The sequence below is a fragment of the Acinetobacter sp. genome (assembly GCF_045628685.1).
Classification (GTDB): domain Bacteria; phylum Pseudomonadota; class Gammaproteobacteria; order Pseudomonadales; family Moraxellaceae; genus Acinetobacter.
The window spans coordinates 1-19,100 of sequence record NZ_JAZQPV010000078.1 but is presented as its reverse complement, the minus strand read 5'-3'; the positions used below and the strand labels follow the sequence as shown (position 1 = coordinate 19,100).

Genomic DNA, 19,100 nt, shown 5'->3' with positions numbered 1-19,100 from the left:
ATGATCCTCAACAGCCTAAAATCATAGAATCTGGTGATCCACTTGCGGAATTGGCAAAGCTAAAAAAAGAACTTCAAAATAAACCTGCATCTTGTTCCATCAGGAGTTTTTATCCTTGCAGATAAAGGCGATCAGGGGATTTATACTGTGTATCCCCATAGCCTGTTGCCATTAAAAGCCAAAAGACGCTGTAAACTGGATCCTGAACTCAAAATCTATAATCAGGAGATCAATAAAAGAAGAATCGGGATTGAGCATGTATTTGGCAGGCTGAAAACCTTCAAGATTCTTGCCGAACGTTATCGAAATAGAGGCAAAAGACTTGGTTTGAGATTCAATTTAATCGCTGGAATCTATAACCTGGAGCTGAGTAAAAAATGATTTATGAAAGAAGTCTATTAAAGATAGCATTATGAATAAATCATAATAAATTTAAAAAATGGTCATACTAAATTTATTAAAAAAAGAAAAATAGTCTCTCATGTTAATAAGGAAATTTTGAATTAATGCCACGGAAAAGGGAAATTGCCTTAATAAATAGTTGATTCATACTGAGATTGTACCAAACGGAGGAACACCTTAGATGAAACATACACGCATTAGAACATTTAATACAAAAGCGACTTATCCAGAACAAAGTTTAGATAATGATTTATGCCAAGCAGTCGTTGCTCGTGGAAGCACAGTTTTCTTAAGAGGACAAATTGGACAAAACTTAGATACATCTGAAAGTGTATGTATTGGTGATGCAGCAGGCCAAGCAGAGCAAGCCATGTATAACATCAACATGCTTTTAACAGAAGCTGGTGGTGAACTTGAAGATATCTGCAAAATCACCATTTATATCATCGACCCAAGATATCGCGAAGAAGTTTACCGTGTTGTAGGTAAATGGCTAAAAGGTGTATTCCCGGTTTCGACAGGAATTGTGGTATCTGCATTAGCTCGACCGGAGTGGTTGGTCGAAATTGATGCAACAGCAGTTATTCCAGATTAAGAACAATAAGGATAATTGCTTATGACATTTTCAATCATTGCCCGTTGCCATAAAACGGGGCAATTTGGAGGAGCAATCAGCTCCTCGTCTCCAGCTGTTGCAGCACGGTGCATTCAAGCGAAAGCGGGTGTCGGTGTTGCAACATCTCAGAACATAACAGATCCATACTTGGCAAACATTTTGCTAGATATGACCAAATATGATCTGGCTCCCGAAGAATCTATCGCTGAATTGGTCAAAAATACTGACTTTATTGAATATCGACAGCTAACAGTAATCAATTCAGATGAAAGACCTGCTGCATTTAGTGGCAAATATACGTTGGGTGTTCATTCGGAGTGCGTTGGTGAGCATGCTGTTGGTGCGGGAAATCTTTTGGCAAATCAAGATATTCCAAAAGTGATGGTAAATGCATTTCACCAAGCCTCAGGAAGTTTAGCCGAACGTTTACTTATTGCCTTAAAAGCAGGTTTAGCAGCAGGTGGCGAAGCTGGTCCAGTTCATTCAGCAGGTCTTTTAGTGGTAGATAAGATCGAGTGGCCCGTAATTAATTTACGTGTCGATTGGTCTGATACGCCGATTGAAGATTTATATCAACTTTGGAAAGTTTATGAACCGCAAGTTGAAGATTATGTTGTTCGGGCGCTTAACCCATCAAGCTCTCCAAGCTATGGTGTTCCGGGTAATGAATAATTCTTCACTGTGCGCTTAACAAGGACGCAACAGTGCTTAACCGAATCTCATTACGTCAAATGCAATACTTCGTTGCTACTGCTGAAAGCGGTAGCATCATCATTGCTTCTGAAAAAATTCACGTTTCTTCTCCGTCGATTTCAGCGGCAATTGCGCATATTGAATCCGAACTCCAAGTCCAATTGTTCATCCGCCAACATGCAAAAGGGTTGTCTGTCACCTCTATTGGTGAAAAGGTCATGCAGGAATGTAAATTTATTCTGAGTCAGGCGAGTAGTTTATATTCTTTAGCGGCAGATTTTTCAGGGTCTATTCGTGGTCCTTTAAGGTTAGGATGCTTTACTGCATTTTCCCCGATGATTTATGCAGAAATTATTCATGGATTTACCAATCTTTATAAAAATGTCAATTTGGATTTATGTGAGGATGATCAGCAAGTTTTATTAAATAGTTTGATACGTAATGAGCTTGATGTTGTACTCACCTATGATTTAAATATTGATCACGACTTAGTTAATTTTGAATCTTTGGCGGTATTACCACCGCATGTTCTAGTGAGCGAAGCACACCCTTTAGCAAAAAATGTTGCTGTAACACTTGAGGAATTGGCTGAATTTCCAATGGTATTGTTGGATATGCCATTTAGTAATGATTATTTTATTTCCTTATTTCGTAATCATAAATTAAGTCCTCAAGTTGCACACTCCTCACGTCATGTCGATGTTGTACGTTCAATGGTCGCTAATAATTTAGGCTATACTATTCTCAATGTTCGCCCAAAAAATAATTATTCGCTTGATGGAAAACGTTTAGTTAGGCTGCGTATTGCAGGTGAGCATCGCCCAATGAAAATTGGTTTAGCGACTGCAAAAAATGCAAGTTTAAATACAGTTTCTCAAGCCTTTATTAGTCGATGTCGAGCGTTCCTATCTAATCAATATATACCTGGAATGGGCGATGCGCATTTCTTTGACCCTCACATAAAGATAAAGCGTGTAGCGGAGGAGGTTTAATTTATGCATGCTTTAAAAAGTGTTGAGCTTTTATCTAAACTCATAGCATTTGATACAACCTCTTATAAAAGTAATTTAGAGTTTATTCTGTTTGTTAAAGATTTATTTGAGCAAAATAATATCAAGGTCGAACTTAATTTTAATATTGAACAAAACAAAGCGAATTTATTGGCAAGTGTAGGACCGTTAGACCAAGCTGGAATTTTGCTTTCAGGACATTCCGATGTTGTACCTGTGGAAGGTCAGCAATGGGATACGCCAGCATTTGAAGCTATTCAAAAAGATGCAAAAATATTTGGGCGCGGTACGGCAGATATGAAAGGCTTTTTGGCCTGTGCCATGATCACTATGATCAAAGCATCACAACTTGAACTGAAAAGACCTTTGCATTTGTGTATTTCTTATGATGAAGAGATCGGTTGTATTGGGGTGCGTGGAATTCTTGATCAATTGGCATCAACGTTGATTTCCCCCATTATATGTGTGATTGGTGAACCGACCATGATGCAACTCGCATTAGCGCATAAAGGCAAAACTGTATTTCGTGCGCAATGTTGTGGAGAAGAAGGGCATTCAGCTTTAGCACCTAATTATGTAAATGCTATTCATGTTGCGAGTAAACTGGTTGAATCTCTGCAAAATGTTCAGCAACATTTACGTGAGAAAGGGCATCAAGATCAGGGTTACGATATTCCTTATACAACAGTACATGTTGGAAAAATTACAGGTGGAACAGCCTTAAATATTGTTCCGAATAAGTGTGTGGTCGATTATGAAATTCGTCATTTAGCGCAAGACAGTAGCGCAAATGTTCAGAAGCAGATCATTGAGAATATTAAAGATGATTTTAAAAAGCATATTGATGTCGAAGAGGTGAACCAATATCCGGGTTTAAAAACATCGACAACAATTGAAGCAGTCAAATTCATTCAAAAGTTACTTCCTGATGAAACCGCTATTGGTAATATTTCATTTGGAACTGAAGGTGGGCTATTTCAAGGTGCGTTAAATTGTCCTGTAGTGGTATGTGGACCAGGGAATATTGCGGTGGCACATAAGCCAAATGAATTTGTTGAAATTGATCAAATGAAGCAATGTGATATTTTCTTAGAAAAGTTATTAATGAGTTTGAGTGAATAATTTATTTTAAATTATTATTGAATATTGAATTTTATTTGTGTATAAATATTAAAATTAATTATTTTTTGTTTTTTTTAATACATTAATTTAATCTATTTTATTTATTATAAAATTAAAGGTCAATTATTATATTGGTCTTTTTTATTGATTTTAAAAAACCTTATTAATGAATCAATTTTTCAAAATTACTTATTTACATAAATTCCGATATAACAAAGGTAATAGAAAAGAATCATGTAAATGGGGTTTTGAATGGATTTTAATTGGGCATATACATTCAGTTTGTTTTCGCATAAAAGCTTTTGGGTTGCAACATGGACAGTCATTGAACTAAGTGTTTTAGTTTGGATCGTCGGTATTGCTTTAGGCTTTTTACTTGCTTTAGGAAAGCAGTCCAAATTTAAAGCTTTGTCATGGTCTAGTGATATTTATATTTGGTTTTTCAGAAGTTTGCCATTATTGGTACTTTTGGTATTTGTTTATAATCTTCCGCAAATTTTCCCTGCAGCCAGTGTTGTGCTGGCATCTCCATTTATTGCAGGTTTAATTGCCATGACATTGAGTGAAGCCGCTTATATCGCTGAGATTCATCGTGGTGGTTTGACTGCAATTCATAAAGGGCAAATTGAAGCAGGCAAAGCACTGGGCATCAAATATTCAGGTATTCAGCGTTTAATCATCGTGCCACAAGCTTTCCGTGTAGCGCTTCCAGCATTGGGAAATGAATACGTTTCGATTGTGAAATTGACATCATTGGTGTCAGTCATTTCATTAACTGAAATTCTGCTAGTCGGTCAGCGTCTGTATACACAAAACTTCCTTGTCATGGAAACAATGCTTGCTGTTGCTTTCTACTATGTATTGATCGTGACTGTATTTGGCTGGCTCATTGGTTGGTTCGAACGTCGTATTGACATTACTTTGCGTAAACCAGGTTTATTGGCTGAAAGTGACCCATTACTGCAACTTCCAAAAGCGTCAATTCGTGCCCGTAAAGATATTACTTCTGAACGTGTAGGTGAATATGCACTTGAAGCGATCAATATTCATAAATCATATGGTAATCAAGAAGTTCTAAAAGGCATTAATTTAAATGTGAAATGGGGGGAGGTGATTTCAATCATTGGTCCATCAGGGTCTGGAAAAACGACTTTTATTCGCACTCTGAATGGTTTAGAAACTTTAAATCAGGGCACAGTCAATTTACTTGGTCAACCGTTCTTAAAGGATCAAGAAATCACTGAAAATGCACCTGAGTATAAAAAACAAATTGTTCATGTCGGGATGGTATTCCAAAGCTTCAACTTATTTCCTCATAAAACCATTTTAGAAAATGTCATGCTTGCTCCGCTTTATCATAAGATGGGGACAGTACTTAATAATAAGATTACTGCTTTGGCAATGCTTGAAAAAGTGGGGATGAAGCAACACGCAAATAAGTATCCGCATCAACTGTCAGGTGGTCAACAGCAACGTATTGCAATTGCCCGCGCCCTTGCAATGCAACCATCGATTATCTTATTTGATGAGCCAACTTCTGCACTTGATCCAGAGCTTGTGAATGAAGTTTTAAAAGTGATTGAAGAGCTGGCGAATGAAGGCTTAACCATGATTATTGTAACGCATGAAATGCACTTTGCATTTAAAGTGTCTGATCGTGTGGTATTTATGGAAAACGGTCATATTGTTCTAAATGATACCCCAGAAGTATTACAGCAATCTGGAAATGAGCGATTAGAAAAATTTATTTCTAAGGCGGCATAATTTATAAAATTTGAAGATATTAAGCAGTCAGATTATGACTGCTTTTTTATTTTTAATTATCTGCTTTTGTAAAATTTTATTTTTATAAAGCCATGCATAAAAAAATCCTAATCGGATTATGAGTATTTTTCATCTATATTTTAATAACACAATAAATGAAACTTAAGGGTTGGGGAAAATAGTGAAAAGAAAATCGATCTTAGTAAGTGCACTTATTAGTAGTTTATTTTTAACCGCATGTGCGAAAAAAGTTGAAACTGAAACCACTCAAGCTGAAACGTCAGCAAAGAAATCTGTAACAGTAGGTTCGGATTTAACTTTCCCTCCTTATGAATATTTGCTTGATGGTCAGCCGAGTGGTGTCAGTGTAGAAATTATGGAAAAAATTGCTGAAGTGGATGGTAGTTATAAACCTGAATGGGTAGACACGCGTTGGGCAAATTTAATTCCAGGTCTAAAAGGTAATAAATTCGATATTTTATTTTCATCCATGTACATCACCAAAGAGCGACTTGAACAAATTGACATGATTCCTTACTACAAGACGGATATTTCACTCTTGGTACGTCATGATGCAGATCTGGCTCCAAAAGGTCCGAATGATCTATGTGGAAAAGTAGTCGGAGCGATGAAAGGTACGGCATTCTCAGTTCAAGTTCATGAGATTTCAAAAGAGCGTTGTGTAGATCAAGGCAAGAAAGAAATAACAATTCGTGAATTTGAAACATCACCTCAAACAACCCAAGCTTTATTGGCTCATGCTGTTGATATTCAATATGACGATGCCGCTGTGATGACAGCTGCAGTTAAAAATTTACCCGATAAAGTCAAAATTACCTCCACAGAACAATTCTTCCCAATTGTTGGCGGTATCGGTATTCGTAAAGGTGATACAGCGACATACAAACTTGTTGAAGAAGGTCTTAACAAAATTAAGGCTTCTGGTGATTATGAAAAAATTCTCAGTGCTTATGGCTTGAAAGCACCCACTGAAGAAGATATTGCAGCAGTAATGAATAAATAATTTTAGGGATTAAGGAGAGCTAAAATGTTGAAACAAGAGCAAATTGATCAATTTCATCGTGATGGTTATTTGGTGGTTGAAAATGTTCTAAGTCAAAATGAATTACTAAGTTTACGTCAGCAACTTGAAACGTGGGTAGATGAAAGTCGTGAATATACGGAAGCTTATGGTGAAACCATTGATGGACGTTCCCGTTTCGATGTGGATCCAGCAGATCACGGTGCGGACCATCCTGCTTTAAGACGAGTAAGCTCTCCGACTGAAATTTCAGATGTATATTTTGAGACAGCTATTCATTCAAGCATGGCTGAAATGGCGGGTAAATTGATTGGAGGGAGTGGTACTCGTTTTCATCATAGTAAAGTGAATGCCAAGCTGCCGCATACGGCTACCACCGTGAAATGGCATCAAGATTTCCCATTTACCCCGCATACCAATGATGACATGATTACAGCGTTATTAATGGTGGGTGACGTCACACAAGACAATGGTCCTTTACAGGTCATTCCAGGCAGCCATAAAGGGGAATTATTCAATCACTGGCAGGATGGCCGTTTCACAGGCAAGGTCGAAGATGCTGTTGAAGCAGAACATTGTCAAAACTATGTATCTTGCATTGGTCCTGCAGGTTCAGTTTGCTTCATGCATACACGTTTGCTTCATGCATCTGGTGCGAACAATACTGAACTACCACGTTATTTATTTATTACGGTTTACGCTGCTGAAGATGCTGTTCCATTATCTGATAATCCATTACCAAGCGTGCACCAAGGCCAATTGGTATACGGGCAAGAAAGTGGCCAAGTCCGTATGAGTGCCAACCAGTTAAAACTGCCTCAAAAACCAAAGGGTGCATCATTTTTTGTGCAACAAGCGGGTCTTGAAGTTGCTTGAACACAATATAAAGAACAATAAAAAAAGCTTCATTTGAAGCTTTTTTTATGCCTAAGTTTTTAGTCCATAAAGCTCGGATCTTCAGCCGTTAATATAGATTTCATTTCTGCAAAATGCGCGATACTGAAATCTTCTATTTTTTCCCAATCTTTAGCCGTTTTTTCCGCAACGTCATCATTCAAGATATTGAGCGTTTGACCGGTTGAATAAGCATGAATCAGGATTTGACTCGAACGTTCAAAGGTATACATATCATCAAAAGCAAGGCCAATATCGTGAGATGCAATCAGTACACCATGATTTCCCATCAGTAAGCGGGTATTGTCTTTCAATAAATTTGCAAGACGTTGTCCTTCTGCGACTTGATCCGCCATACCACTGTAATTCGAATCATACGAAACACGGTTAAAGTAACGTGCGCTATTTTGTTCAATCGGAAGCAAGGTTGGATTTTTCAGGCAGGAGAGTGCCGTCGTATAGATTGGATGTAAGTGCATAATGACTTTAATGTCAGGGCGTAATTTATGAATTTGTCCATGAATCGCCCAAGCAGTCGAATCAATCTTTCCTTTCTCAAAACTTTCAGCATCATCCGCATGCACCAAGATCAAATCACTGGCTTTGACCTTAGAAAAATGCACCCATTTGGGGTTCATTAAGAAAGATTTTCCATCTTGTGACACAGCTGCACTAAAGTGATTTGCGACGGCTTCATGCATGCCTAATTTTGCACTTAAACGAAGCGCGGCAGCTAAATCTATGCGTATTTCTGACTCTGTTTTCATATGCTTTCTCAGATTGAAGTATATGAAAATTCTATTATTTTTCTGTGTGTAGGTTGCATCGTTTTTTTTGGAGTAGTGGCAAGGAAATTCAAAATTACTTTATGAAAAAAACTCACGTATAACATTTTTAAAGCAATTAAAAATCATGTTCAAAGGTGAAAATATGAGTTTAATTTTGAAAGTAAAACCACTTGTTGCAGCTGTTTGTCTGGTTTGGGGATTGACTGCTTGTAGCGAAAAAACAGCACCAACAGAAGAGGCTAAAGTTGAAACCTCTGCAAAAGTCTATCAAATCGGCAGTGACATTACCTTTCCCCCATTTGAATATCTTGAAAATGACAAGCCCGTTGGTTTTGATGTCGATATTGCCAATCTAATATTTGTACAATCCGGTGAAAAAGCAAACTTTGTCGATAGCCGATTCTCAAATCTAGTCACAGGTCTTGAAGCCAAAAAATTTGATTTATTGATGTCTGCTTTATACATCACTAAAGAGCGCCTGGAAAAAGTCGACATGGTGCCTTATTACATGACCACTGAAGCGCTTATTGCACTGGCTGGCTCAGATTATCAGCCAAAAACACGTAACGATCTTTGCGGCAAAACCATTGCTTCACAAAAGGGCTCCATGTTCCCCGAACAACTGCGCCAAATGTCTGAGGAAAGCTGTGTTTCAAAAGGCAAAGCACCTATTACTATTCGTGAATTTGTCACTTCACCGGAATCCGTTCAAGCCCTTCTCGCAAAAGCTGTAGATGCACAATACGACGATGCCAGCGTTGCTCAAAGTACAGTTGAGAAGCTGAAGGGACGTATTGTGATTAGTTCGACAGAGCCATTCTTCCCAATTTTAGGCGGTATCGCAGTGCCTAAAGGGGATACAGACATGTTGAACAAAGTTAAAAGTGGTTTAGATGCCATCAAAAAATCGGGGGAATACGATCAACTATTGGCTAAGTACAAATTACAAGCGCCAACAGATGAAGAAATCAAAAAATATATGCCGAAGTAATTTAAATCCAATTCTTTTTACAACACTTTTTATATTAATACATTAGCTGAGATTTTAAATATGCAAAAGAAAGCTTTGAATTACTGTATTTCACTCATGGTTATTGGGTATATGGGGACTCCAGCAGTTGCAGCAGATTTAACCCTTGGGGATGCAAAAACAGATTTAGGAGCTTTAACGCTTTCTGGTTTTTTAAGAGCAAAATATCAAGATAAAAGTTGGTCTGAAAACGATCACAAACTCACTTTTGATGCTGCTCGAATTAACCTAGATTATAAATCCCCTAAGTTGTTTGGTCATGTGGAGTATCGCTGTTATCAGTTCAATAAACTATGTGATTTTTCCACTTTGGTTGATGGCTATGTAGGTTATAACATTAACGATAAACACCTTCTACAAGCAGGTTTGCAGGCGGTGCCTTTTGGTCCAGGCCGTTTTTGGGAAAGTAATTATTATGGTGGGGTCGTCACTCAAATTGGTTTAGAGGATGTGCATAATGTTGGCCTTAAATACCAAGGCAAATTTGATACAGGCACAAAACTTGAATTGGGTTATTTCACAGGTGATGGCGGTAGTTATTCTGGGCCTTATTCTGAAGATGCAAGCCGTTATACAACCAATTTTGTCAAACCTGAGGATTCATCTCAGACCTATCTTGATGAAACCGATATGTTCATTGTACGTGTTCAGCAAGAATTAAGCGGTTTGCCTGAAGGTATTTCAAGTGGTGTGGGTGCATCGTATTGGTCTTCAGATATCGACAATAAAACCTTAGGTACCACAGGTGATCGTCAGGCATGGGCATTATTTGGCAATCTTCATTATAACAATTTAGCTGTGACCACGACTTTGGGTAAAAATGAAGTAGACAATGCTGATCCAATAACGCCTCAAGCATCGTTAATGGGCTCCTTTGATGATAATTTCATGGTTGCTAACGAGGGCATGTTCTATATCTTAGACCTTGCTTATTCATTTAAAAATGTCGGAAAATTCAGTGAAATTGAACCGCATTTCATGTACAGCAACTATGCGAAGTCAGAAAGTGGCTATAAAGATTCAACCCGTAATATTGTGGGTGTGACTGCTTATTACAATAACCTTATGTTTGTCGCAGACTACATCATGGGTAAAAACGACTTCCTGATTGGTGGACCAAACGATTCATATGCGAAAGGTAGCGCAGACAAGAGTGAACAGATGCTAAATCTACAGGTTTCTTATCTGTTTTAAATCACTCAAACTTTAAACATCCATACAGCACCGTAAAAATTTATACGGTGTTTTTTATGGTTTAATTTTTTAAATGAGATTTTTCTGTTTTTACTTTGATGCCAAAAATGAAAAAGCGCGACTAAAAAAAAGAGGCTACCAAGCCTCTTTGATTCATCATGACTATTTATGCTGCTTCACCTAAGCCTTTAGGGATGCCATTACGCCCTGGGAAGTCTTTGGCGAGCTGTCGTGCATTTGGCATTTGTAGCCATAAACGCAGCAATTTACGACGTTTTTCGACTTCCTCATAATCTTCAAAAGAAGAACGTGAGTGCATCACACAATAATTATTACAAAATTGAATATCACCGGGTTCCAGCATCATATCGAGGCGAAGACGAGGATCGTGGCTGATCGAATCAAAAATATTGAGTGCATCGGTTTGAACTTGAGATAAAGGAACCTTTCTACGATCATGACCCAATTCAATATAATGACGTAAATAGCGACATGCGAGCTTGCCATCATAATAACTAAAAATAGGAGAGAGTGAAGGTTCAACTTCGCCTAAATGGTCATACCAAGCAGGGTGGTAGAAATAACCAAGATATTCAGGATAGTGCTCAAGAATTCGGTTATACACGGTTGATGAACTGACAATGCTACTTAATCCACCTTGCTTCGCTTTACGAATGGACAGTAGACCAACAATGTCACTCAGATCTGCATGATAAGGAAGATATGCGTTAGTTTCATAAACACGCGTCATTTTTTGGGTTTTGTCACCGACATTTTCGACATAGCCTAATAAGTCACCGCGAGCATTTTGGGTCACTGCATTGCCCATATGTAGGCCAAAGAGGTAATAGATATTGGCAAGTTGAGTTTCATTGTATTTTTCTGCATCTAAGCCACGAATGACAATAAAGCCATAGCCATTTTCGAGTTCATTTGAAATATATTCAATTTGTTCTAGAAATTTTTCATCTTCAATCAGTGCATCGGTTTTAACAAAATGAGGTGCAACCAGATTTTTTTCTTTTAGCTTTTTTAAAGCACTATTTAAAACAGTCAGCATGTGCGGAGAAAGGTGATAAATCCAATCTGTTTTATCCGCAATTTCTTGCCCAATCCATGCACATTTATCGGTAATTTGCTCTTTTAAAATGGTTTTCATCATTTTCCCACCCCTTATGAATTAATGTTTGTGGTTGCAATAAACAAAAATGCACATATCAACTAAAAGAAAATATGTGCATGTTTAATTTAAGATTTAGGCAGAATTTTTAAGTAGGTTCTTGTCTGTTTGATATTCAAGATATTTACGTTGAATATCGATATGCTCGGCAATATGTTTTGCATCGTGCCAAACGCCCCAAATAAAGCTTGAACCACGACCTGTTAAATAAGGTAAACCTAAGAAATAAACCCCACGTTCAGGTGAAATACCTTGTTTGTGTTTAGGTTTATTAAATTCATCAAAAGCATTCACCTGTAACCAGCTAAAGTCATAGCTAAAGCCAGATGCCCAAATTACAGACGTGATATTTGCTTCTGCCATATCTAATTCTAAAATTGGATTGGTCACACATTCAGGGTTTGGTAATTGATGTCTAGCTTGCGGTTCAGCAGGTAAATCTAAGCCATTTTTAGCCACATAAGCATCTGCTTCATCATAAAATGCCATCAGTACAGCATCACCATCTTCCAAATTTTTCTTTAAATCATTTTTGAATTTGATGGTGTCATTTTCAAAAGATTCAGTCATGCCGACTAAAGTAATCCCTTGTTTTTCAAGTGCACGGAAATCAATATTAATACCGCCATGCGCACCACTTACAGCTAAACCTTTTAATGGACCATTGTCAGTACGCATAAAGTCCCATCCACCTAAAACCCCCAACCACCAAACGTTGTCACGATTACGATAGCTACGTGGTGGACGCTCATGTTGACCGACAGATAAATACACTTTTTTGCCTGAGCGGTTAATTTCATCGGCAATTTGTACGCCCGATGAACCTGCACCAATCACCAAAACTGCACCTTCAGGTAGTTGTTGCGGATTTTTATATTGATCTGAATGAATTTGATAAAAAGATGGATCTTTCGCTGCAACAGGTGGAATCACTGCTTTTTGGAATGCGCCTGTCGCGGAAACAATACGTTGTGTGTAAATGGTTCCTTCAGATGTTTCAACGGTGAAGCCTAAGCGGTTTTCAGATTTATAAGCTTTATTGACCGATACCCCTGTATGGATCGGTAAGTTGAATTTTTCTGCATATTTTTCAAAATAATCAGCCACTTTGTCGTGATGTACAAAGCTATCAGGATCCGCATCAAATTGCATATTGGGAAAGCAATCGTGCCAGCATGGTCCATTGGCAACTAAAGAATCCCAACGACGTGTGCGCCAAGCTTCGGCAATACGATTTTTTTCAAGTACAACATGTGAAATGCCCAAAATAGTTAAATGTTCACTCATTGCAACGCCTGCTTGACCTGCACCCACCACCACAGTTTCGACATTTAAATTATTGAATTTCATCTTATATATCCTTCTAGCCAAAGCGCGCTGTATCAGTTCGCTGTTTTATCTTTTTTATTTTTGAAATATTTAAACTTCAAAATTAAAAATCTGTTTCGATGGATTCAATATAAGTAGCTCTGTTGAATAGCGAAAATAATATAAGCAGAACGTATGAATCAAAAAAACCGAATTGCTTAAGCCACCTGAAGTTCATATAAAAGTGAAGATATTTTTTTGATTAAAAATTTATTGTTTGTTGTGTTTTTAACTTTGAATTTGGGTATTCCGACTTAAAAATACGACCAATAAATTATTTTATATAAGGGTAATACATGAAATCACGTGCAGCAGTAGCATTTGCGCCAGGTCAGCCATTACAAATTGTCGAGCTGGATGTTGAACCACCACGGGCAGGCGAAGTACTGGTTAAAATTACCCATACAGGGGTCTGCCATACGGATGCTTTTACACTTTCCGGATCTGATCCCGAAGGAATTTTTCCTGCTGTATTAGGACATGAAGGTGCGGGAATTGTAGTGCAAGTGGGTGAGGGCGTAACAAGTGTTGCGCCAGGTGACCATGTGATCCCTCTTTATACTGCTGAATGTGGCGAGTGTTTATTCTGCAAATCGGGTAAAACCAATTTATGTGTTTCGGTTCGTGCCACACAGGGCAAGGGTGTGATGCCTGATGGAACAACTCGTTTTTCATACAATGGCGAACCGATTTATCACTATATGGGATGTTCAACATTTTCTGAATATACCGTTGTGGCGGAGGTTTCTTTGGCGAAAGTAAGCCCTGAAGCGAATCCTGAACATGTATGTTTATTGGGATGTGGCGTAACCACCGGCATTGGAGCAGTACATAACACAGCAAAAGTACAACAGGGGGATTCCGTTGCCGTATTTGGTTTAGGCGGAATTGGGCTTGCCGTTGTTCAAGGTGCACGTCAGGCCAAAGCAGGACGAATTATTGTTGTAGATACAAACCCAGAGAAATTCAAACTTGCCGAAGAATTTGGTGCAACTGATTTTGTAAATCCAAAAGATTATGACAAGCCTGTACAAGAAGTGATTGTGGAAATGACAGGCTGGGGTGTCGATCATTCATTTGAATGTATTGGTAATATCAACGTGATGCGTTCTGCTCTTGAGTGTACTCACCGAGGATGGGGACAATCAATCATTATTGGTGTTGCAGGTGCAGGCCAAGAAATTTCAACGCGTCCATTCCAACTGGTGACAGGACGTACATGGAAAGGAACAGCGTTTGGCGGTGTTAAAGGGCGTACACAATTACCAGGAATGGTTGAAGATGCAATGAAAGGTGAGATTCAACTAGAACCTTTTGTGACACATACGATGAGTTTAAACCAAATTAATGAAGCTTTTAATTTAATGTATGAAGGTAAATCGATTCGTACTGTAATTAACTTCAAAGATTAAACATCTTCAAGAGATAAAAGTCCTGCATAGTCGGGGCTTTTTTATATAAAAATTTAAATTTGATGGGCATTAATCAGGCATAAAAAACCAATGTTCCAATAGGAGAACATTGGTAAAAGCAAAATGGAGAAGGATTTGCTTTAAATATTTTAAACTAAGCGACGAAAGGAAATTCGTCTACAGGCAATGGATCGCCTGTAGAAAGAACATCAATTAAATGTGGATATTGCGGAGATGTTTTCCCACCACGATTCACATAAACAGCTTCATCACCTAACCACCGGAAAGATACGGCACGACGCGAATGTTCTTTAGAGAGATTCCCCGGTGCGCCATGAATAGTTAAATAGTTAAATGCAATGGCATCGCCAGGTTCAAGTTCCCATCCTAAAATATTGTAATCCTCTCGATGATTATCGATATCGGGTAAGATTTCTTCTTTAGCACTGCCATGATCGTAATATTCGCCATTAAAACCTTGCGCTTTGAAATGTTTCCCCCATTTATGTGAACCCGCCACAAACTCAATTGCGGATTCACGAGATATTGGGTCGAGAGGAATCCATAGACTTAAAGTTTGCTTTGCATCTACAGGATAGTAAGGTGCATCATGATGCCAAGGTGTCACTTTGGCTGAACCTATTCCTTTTACCAGTACGTGTTCATGAAACATTCGTACCGAATTTGATCCCATAATTGATTTTACGATTTCAGCCGCAGGACTTTCTTTTACAAATTTATTGAAAGCCTCAATGCGTTGCCAATTGCAATAATCTGCCCAAAATCTACCTTGAATTTGTTCTGGTGTGTAATCGCGAAACCATTGCCCTGGGTCTTGTTCATTGGCATTTACACCAGATTCAAGCAGCGGAATCCAGTCTTTGAATAACCCACGTATGACGATAACGCCATCACGTTCAAAAAGTTCGTGTTCAGCTTCCAACATGTCAACCACTCCTTAAAATGAGTATGTGAATAGGTCTGCATCAGGTCATGTAATTTTGATGTTAAAAAGAATATAAAGAGACTTTGGAGAGGAAGAAATATGTGCTTTAGAAACTTCTAATTTTGTTTTTTTGAATTAAGAATTTGGGCAATAAATGAACTCAAAATAAAATGGTTTACAAAATCGGTGGCTATTCACATTATAGCAAAAGCATTTCAACGATTACTTCCTGTAGGAAAAAAGGATCTCCCTATTGATGACATTATCAACATGACTCTAGGCAGCATGTACTTCCATATTTTAATTAAGAATCAAAATGTTAATAATAAATTCATCAATTCAATTATAAAAAATAGCTTATCCCTGCTAGAGCTCTAATAGGTAAAGAATTATGTATGTTGGTCATTTAGCGATTGGCTTAGCAATTAAGTCAAAGTTTCCGAAAATTCCTACACTACCACTTATGCTTGGTGTTGGTTTTCTCGACATTATTGATGGATTACTCATTATTTTGGGTCTTGACCATGTCACTCCCAACTTGGATGCTGGTCCATATTTATTCTTTGATTTAACATTTATTGATTGGGATCACTCCCTTCTTATGGCTGTGATTTTATCATTGGTGTGGGCATTATTTTTTATCAAAGATCAGCGTGTAGCCTTCATAGGAGGAATTGCTTGTTTTTCGCATTGGCTAGCTGATTGGCCGATGCATAACATGGATTTAGCACTTTATCCTTATGCCACTGAGCATATGGGTTATGGCTTATGGGGTAAATGGGGTACTAGTTCATGGGTATTTGAAGGCTTTTTTAGTCTTATATTAATCATTTATGCTTGGTTCAACTTTAAGAAAGAGCAAATTTCTATTCTGTGGCCAATAGTATTACTAGTTATTAGCTTTTTCCAACTTTCTCCATGGCTATCGCCAATGAAATATGCTGCCGCAATGCAAGAGCCTGCTGCATCTTTAATTCATGGTGTACTCGTTTTTTAGGTTTCTTGGTTCCGGGTTTACTTATTACATGGTTAATTAACCGTGAAGAACATAAAAATAAAATAAATTCTATTTATACTACAAAGATTTAAGAAAAAAATTATGTCATATATCTCCCATTTAACATAATGGTGCTTATAAGAAATTCAATTGAAATAATTATTTAATATCAGAATGTTAGTCTAAAATAAAAACTCCAAAAACCTGCTTAGAAGCAAGTCGGCTTTTTTTAAAACAGTTTTGATATATTCCGCCAATAAAATTGATTACTTTTCAGTCAAAATGAAACTTTTTTCAATGTTCCCGGCCTTCCCAGTGCAGGAAATATCCCCCAATTTCTGCGGATAAATCGGGGACAATTTTTAGACAATGTTGTACGCATTTGCTTACGTCAATTCCGGTCCTTTGCGTCTATGCGAGATAGTTGAATTTACCTATTATTGATTCATGAGGAACAGGAAGTTCCACACAATAATAAGAACATAGGATACGCACAGGAACTGTAAGGTACGACAGGAGTTATACCGAGCGAACCAATACGAAAAACCCCGACAGGATGATCTGACCCCCAAAAGTTGGACTCCAAGTTAGGCGGATTCTAAGGACTGATTTGTACTAGCTCAAACCTGATCTGACAGTTACCCATTTTTTTATTATGCCTGTCAGGTTAAATTTGAGCTAAATTCTTCTCAGCCCAAATTCGTTTTCCATCAAGTAAAGTTTCAAATGGTGTACGACCACAGCACATTTTTCCTTGATGAGTCCGTTCAGTATTATAGAATTTCAGCCAATCGTCTAGATCAACTTGTAATTCTTCCAACGAGCTATAAAGCTTTTTCCTAAAGGTAATTTGATAAAACTCCTGCAGTATTGTTTTATGGAAGCGTTCACAGATCCCATTCGTTTGTGGTGAAGCTGCTTTTGTCTTCGTGTGATCAATATCATTGAGGGCTAGATACAACTCATAGTCATGTTGTTCCACTTTGCCGCAATACTCGGTTCCTCTGTCTGTAAGAATGCGAAGCATTGGTAAATCCTGGGATTGATAGAAAGGTAATACACGATCATTGAGCAAATCAGCCGCTGTAATTGGTGTTTTGGTTGTATAGAGCTTGCAATGAACGACCTTGCTATAAGTATCGATAAAGGTTTGCTGGTAGATCCGTCCAACACCCTTGAGATTCCCGACATAAAAGGTATCTTGCGCACCTAAATAGCCTGGATGAGCTGTTTCGATTTCACCACATGCCACATCATCTTCATGTTTACGCTCAAGTGCAGCAATCTGATGATCATTGAGTTCGATACCATCCTGTGCCACTTTAGCTTCGAGTGCTTTTAAACGCTTCTTAAAGTTCTCCAAATCATGGCGGAGCCAGATAGAGCGAACACCACTCCCTGAAACAAATACACCCTTCTTGCGTAATTCATTACTGGTACGATGCTGACCATAAGCTGGATACTGAATTGCGAAATCAATGACCGCCTGCTCTGTAGCATCATCTACACGGTTTTTTAGATTTGGTACTCGACGGGACTTATTGATCAGTGCATCAATTTCACCAGACTGCACTAACTCCTGATAGCGATAGAAAGTATCTCTGGAGACACCCATCACTTTGCATGCTCTGGACACATTTTGAAGTTCTTCGGCTAAATTGAGTAAGCCTACTTTGTGTTTGATGATTTGATTGTTAGTATGCAACATAAGAAAGTTACCTTTGTTTGATTGAGATTTCGACACCTTTATCAAAACGGGTAACTTTCTCTTTTTCAAGAAGAATGTACGATCAAGTCTGAACTAATACAAATCAGTTGGTGTAAGCTGTAATCCCTTCTTTAATTTAGCAATGGTAATATGATTTTCATTGGCCTTAATAAAGCTTTCTACGCGTTTACGATACTGGGCAATATTCACGCCACTGGCAACAATCGGAATATTTACCATTGTGGCAGTACCTAACTCATCTTCAAGCATGGTATAGACTACAGTAGACGATGTTTTCTCTATGAGTTTGACCAACCCTCTGATTCGTTTACGCATTGATTCTAAAATTGGAAGCGTAATGTCCACCCAATAATCTTGTGACTGAATATCCTGGATCAGCGCAAGATGAGGTGCAACGACAGGAATATTCGACTTTGATTCTAGTTGTGCAGCAATTTGAATGACTCGATTAGCATAAGCGTCTAAGGCTTTGGAATTTTTTTCTAATACAGCCAATTCAAGGTTATAGCAGAGCATGTCGAATAATTTCGCTTCAATGGTTTCTTTAGGTAACTCATTCGGCAATCTAGAAATATGTTCTCGCAATGTTCCCATTGCAAGATCATCAAGGCTTTCCCAGGCTTCAGCAGTTTTAAATTTTTCAACATGCTCAAGCTCAGTTTTGACAATGAAGTTATCCTTATTCATTGCTGCTACTTCAGCTCGTAAGCCCTCACATAATCCAGTTTGAACTGCTTTTAATTCTTGTGTTTGCTGTTCATTGAGTTGATTCTTTTGTTTGTAGTCTGGGGCATTCAACAGACTCATAATATTTAGACGAGCTTTAAACAGACGTTGTCCAATTGGCTCTACGGTACTACCTATTGCACCTTTGGGATTAATTTCGAAATATTCGAAATTTTTACAATAATCA

17 protein-coding genes and 1 pseudogene are annotated in these 19,100 nt (G+C 38.0%); 12 read left to right on the top strand and 6 right to left on the bottom strand.

Annotated elements, in window-relative coordinates; all coding sequences use genetic code 11:
• Positions 1–78: 78 nt before the first annotated feature.
• The 8 genes from ACKI4H_RS10735 to ACKI4H_RS10700 all read left to right on the top strand — a co-directional run bounded on the left by ACKI4H_RS10735 (position 79) and on the right by ACKI4H_RS10700 (position 7,525).
• A complete protein-coding gene (locus ACKI4H_RS10735; protein WP_407305598.1) occupies positions 79–381 on the top strand; it encodes a transposase family protein in 303 nt (100 codons plus the stop codon).
• A gap of 202 nt (positions 382–583) precedes the next feature.
• Entirely contained in the window at positions 584–997 is a 414-nt protein-coding gene (locus ACKI4H_RS10730; protein WP_407305596.1) for a RidA family protein, read from the top strand.
• A 21-nt stretch (positions 998–1,018) separates the two neighbouring features.
• Positions 1,019–1,690: a DUF1028 domain-containing protein gene (locus ACKI4H_RS10725; RefSeq protein WP_407305594.1), complete on the top strand. Its 672-nt coding sequence runs from the start codon at positions 1,019–1,021 to the stop codon at positions 1,688–1,690.
• A 59-nt stretch (positions 1,691–1,749) separates the two neighbouring features.
• A complete protein-coding gene (locus tag ACKI4H_RS10720) occupies positions 1,750–2,703 on the top strand; it encodes a LysR family transcriptional regulator (protein ID WP_407305592.1) in 954 nt (317 codons plus the stop codon).
• A 3-nt stretch (positions 2,704–2,706) separates the two neighbouring features.
• On the top strand, positions 2,707–3,843 hold the full coding sequence (gene argE / locus ACKI4H_RS10715) for an acetylornithine deacetylase (RefSeq protein WP_407305590.1): 1,137 nt from the start codon (positions 2,707–2,709) through the stop codon (positions 3,841–3,843).
• Positions 3,844–4,095: 252 nt separating this feature from the next.
• Entirely contained in the window at positions 4,096–5,607 is a 1,512-nt protein-coding gene (locus tag ACKI4H_RS10710) for an amino acid ABC transporter permease/ATP-binding protein (RefSeq protein ID WP_407305588.1), read from the top strand.
• Positions 5,608–5,788: 181 nt separating this feature from the next.
• Positions 5,789–6,631: an ABC transporter substrate-binding protein gene (locus tag ACKI4H_RS10705; RefSeq protein ID WP_407305586.1), complete on the top strand. Its 843-nt coding sequence runs from the start codon at positions 5,789–5,791 to the stop codon at positions 6,629–6,631.
• 24 nt (positions 6,632–6,655) lie between these two features.
• Positions 6,656–7,525: a phytanoyl-CoA dioxygenase family protein gene (locus ACKI4H_RS10700; protein ID WP_407305584.1), complete on the top strand. Its 870-nt coding sequence runs from the start codon at positions 6,656–6,658 to the stop codon at positions 7,523–7,525.
• A gap of 59 nt (positions 7,526–7,584) precedes the next feature.
• On the opposite strand, the gene ACKI4H_RS10695 is transcribed toward ACKI4H_RS10700, so the two are convergent.
• Positions 7,585–8,310, bottom strand: coding sequence for a class II aldolase and adducin N-terminal domain-containing protein (locus ACKI4H_RS10695; protein WP_407305582.1), 726 nt, complete (start codon positions 8,308–8,310; stop codon positions 7,585–7,587).
• A 163-nt stretch (positions 8,311–8,473) separates the two neighbouring features.
• On the opposite strand from ACKI4H_RS10695, the gene ACKI4H_RS10690 reads away from it, so the two are divergent.
• A complete protein-coding gene (locus ACKI4H_RS10690; RefSeq protein ID WP_407305580.1) occupies positions 8,474–9,322 on the top strand; it encodes an ABC transporter substrate-binding protein in 849 nt (282 codons plus the stop codon).
• Positions 9,323–9,382: 60 nt separating this feature from the next.
• Positions 9,383–10,555, top strand: coding sequence for a hypothetical protein (locus ACKI4H_RS10685; protein WP_407305578.1), 1,173 nt, complete (start codon positions 9,383–9,385; stop codon positions 10,553–10,555).
• 166 nt (positions 10,556–10,721) lie between these two features.
• On the opposite strand, the gene ACKI4H_RS10680 is transcribed toward ACKI4H_RS10685, so the two are convergent.
• Both ACKI4H_RS10680 and ACKI4H_RS10675 read right to left on the bottom strand, forming a co-directional pair.
• Positions 10,722–11,717 (bottom strand): TauD/TfdA family dioxygenase, encoded by a 996-nt coding sequence (locus ACKI4H_RS10680; RefSeq protein WP_407305576.1) that lies wholly within the window; start codon positions 11,715–11,717, stop codon positions 10,722–10,724.
• Between the two features lie 93 nt (positions 11,718–11,810).
• Positions 11,811–13,085, bottom strand: a complete 1,275-nt coding sequence (locus ACKI4H_RS10675) for a flavin-containing monooxygenase (RefSeq protein WP_407305574.1) — start codon at positions 13,083–13,085, stop codon at positions 11,811–11,813.
• Positions 13,086–13,399: 314 nt separating this feature from the next.
• Between ACKI4H_RS10675 and ACKI4H_RS10670 the strand changes: the two genes are divergently transcribed.
• Positions 13,400–14,515: an S-(hydroxymethyl)glutathione dehydrogenase/class III alcohol dehydrogenase gene (locus ACKI4H_RS10670; RefSeq protein ID WP_407305572.1), complete on the top strand. Its 1,116-nt coding sequence runs from the start codon at positions 13,400–13,402 to the stop codon at positions 14,513–14,515.
• A gap of 154 nt (positions 14,516–14,669) precedes the next feature.
• Here the strand turns inward: ACKI4H_RS10670 and ACKI4H_RS10665 are convergent, their stop codons facing one another.
• Complete coding sequence (locus tag ACKI4H_RS10665) at positions 14,670–15,461, bottom strand: phytanoyl-CoA dioxygenase family protein (protein WP_407305571.1); 792 nt, start codon at positions 15,459–15,461, stop codon at positions 14,670–14,672.
• A gap of 391 nt (positions 15,462–15,852) precedes the next feature.
• Between ACKI4H_RS10665 and ACKI4H_RS10660 the strand changes: the two genes are divergently transcribed.
• On the top strand, positions 15,853–16,458 hold the full coding sequence (locus ACKI4H_RS10660; RefSeq protein WP_407305570.1) for a hypothetical protein: 606 nt from the start codon (positions 15,853–15,855) through the stop codon (positions 16,456–16,458).
• Positions 16,459–17,125: 667 nt separating this feature from the next.
• On the opposite strand, the gene ACKI4H_RS10655 is transcribed toward ACKI4H_RS10660, so the two are convergent.
• Both ACKI4H_RS10655 and ACKI4H_RS10650 read right to left on the bottom strand, forming a co-directional pair.
• Positions 17,126–18,166 carry an IS481 family transposase gene (locus tag ACKI4H_RS10655; protein WP_407305569.1) on the bottom strand — a complete coding sequence of 347 codons (1,041 nt, stop codon included), beginning with the start codon at positions 18,164–18,166 and terminating at the stop codon, positions 17,126–17,128.
• A gap of 99 nt (positions 18,167–18,265) precedes the next feature.
• Positions 18,266–19,100, bottom strand: a pseudogene (locus tag ACKI4H_RS10650) (restriction endonuclease subunit R); the annotation flags it as partial.

Bases quoted from the DNA above. Each gene is read 5' to 3' on its own strand.
- ACKI4H_RS10660 (WP_407305570.1), top strand. From the start codon at position 15,853: ATGTATGTTGGTCATTTAGCGATTGGCTTAGCAATTAAGTCAAAGTTT.
- ACKI4H_RS10665 (WP_407305571.1), bottom strand. From the start codon at position 15,461: ATGTTGGAAGCTGAACACGAACTTTTTGAACGTGATGGCGTTATCGTC.
- argE (WP_407305590.1), top strand. From the start codon at position 2,707: ATGCATGCTTTAAAAAGTGTTGAGCTTTTATCTAAACTCATAGCATTT.
- ACKI4H_RS10720 (WP_407305592.1), top strand. From the start codon at position 1,750: ATGCAATACTTCGTTGCTACTGCTGAAAGCGGTAGCATCATCATTGCT.
- ACKI4H_RS10730 (WP_407305596.1), top strand. From the start codon at position 584: ATGAAACATACACGCATTAGAACATTTAATACAAAAGCGACTTATCCA.
- ACKI4H_RS10655 (WP_407305569.1), bottom strand. From the start codon at position 18,166: ATGTTGCATACTAACAATCAAATCATCAAACACAAAGTAGGCTTACTC.
- ACKI4H_RS10695 (WP_407305582.1), bottom strand. From the start codon at position 8,310: ATGAAAACAGAGTCAGAAATACGCATAGATTTAGCTGCCGCGCTTCGT.
- ACKI4H_RS10680 (WP_407305576.1), bottom strand. From the start codon at position 11,717: ATGATGAAAACCATTTTAAAAGAGCAAATTACCGATAAATGTGCATGG.
- ACKI4H_RS10700 (WP_407305584.1), top strand. From the start codon at position 6,656: ATGTTGAAACAAGAGCAAATTGATCAATTTCATCGTGATGGTTATTTG.
- ACKI4H_RS10670 (WP_407305572.1), top strand. From the start codon at position 13,400: ATGAAATCACGTGCAGCAGTAGCATTTGCGCCAGGTCAGCCATTACAA.
- ACKI4H_RS10675 (WP_407305574.1), bottom strand. From the start codon at position 13,085: ATGAAATTCAATAATTTAAATGTCGAAACTGTGGTGGTGGGTGCAGGT.
- ACKI4H_RS10710 (WP_407305588.1), top strand. From the start codon at position 4,096: ATGGATTTTAATTGGGCATATACATTCAGTTTGTTTTCGCATAAAAGC.
- ACKI4H_RS10690 (WP_407305580.1), top strand. From the start codon at position 8,474: ATGAGTTTAATTTTGAAAGTAAAACCACTTGTTGCAGCTGTTTGTCTG.
- ACKI4H_RS10685 (WP_407305578.1), top strand. From the start codon at position 9,383: ATGCAAAAGAAAGCTTTGAATTACTGTATTTCACTCATGGTTATTGGG.
- ACKI4H_RS10725 (WP_407305594.1), top strand. From the start codon at position 1,019: ATGACATTTTCAATCATTGCCCGTTGCCATAAAACGGGGCAATTTGGA.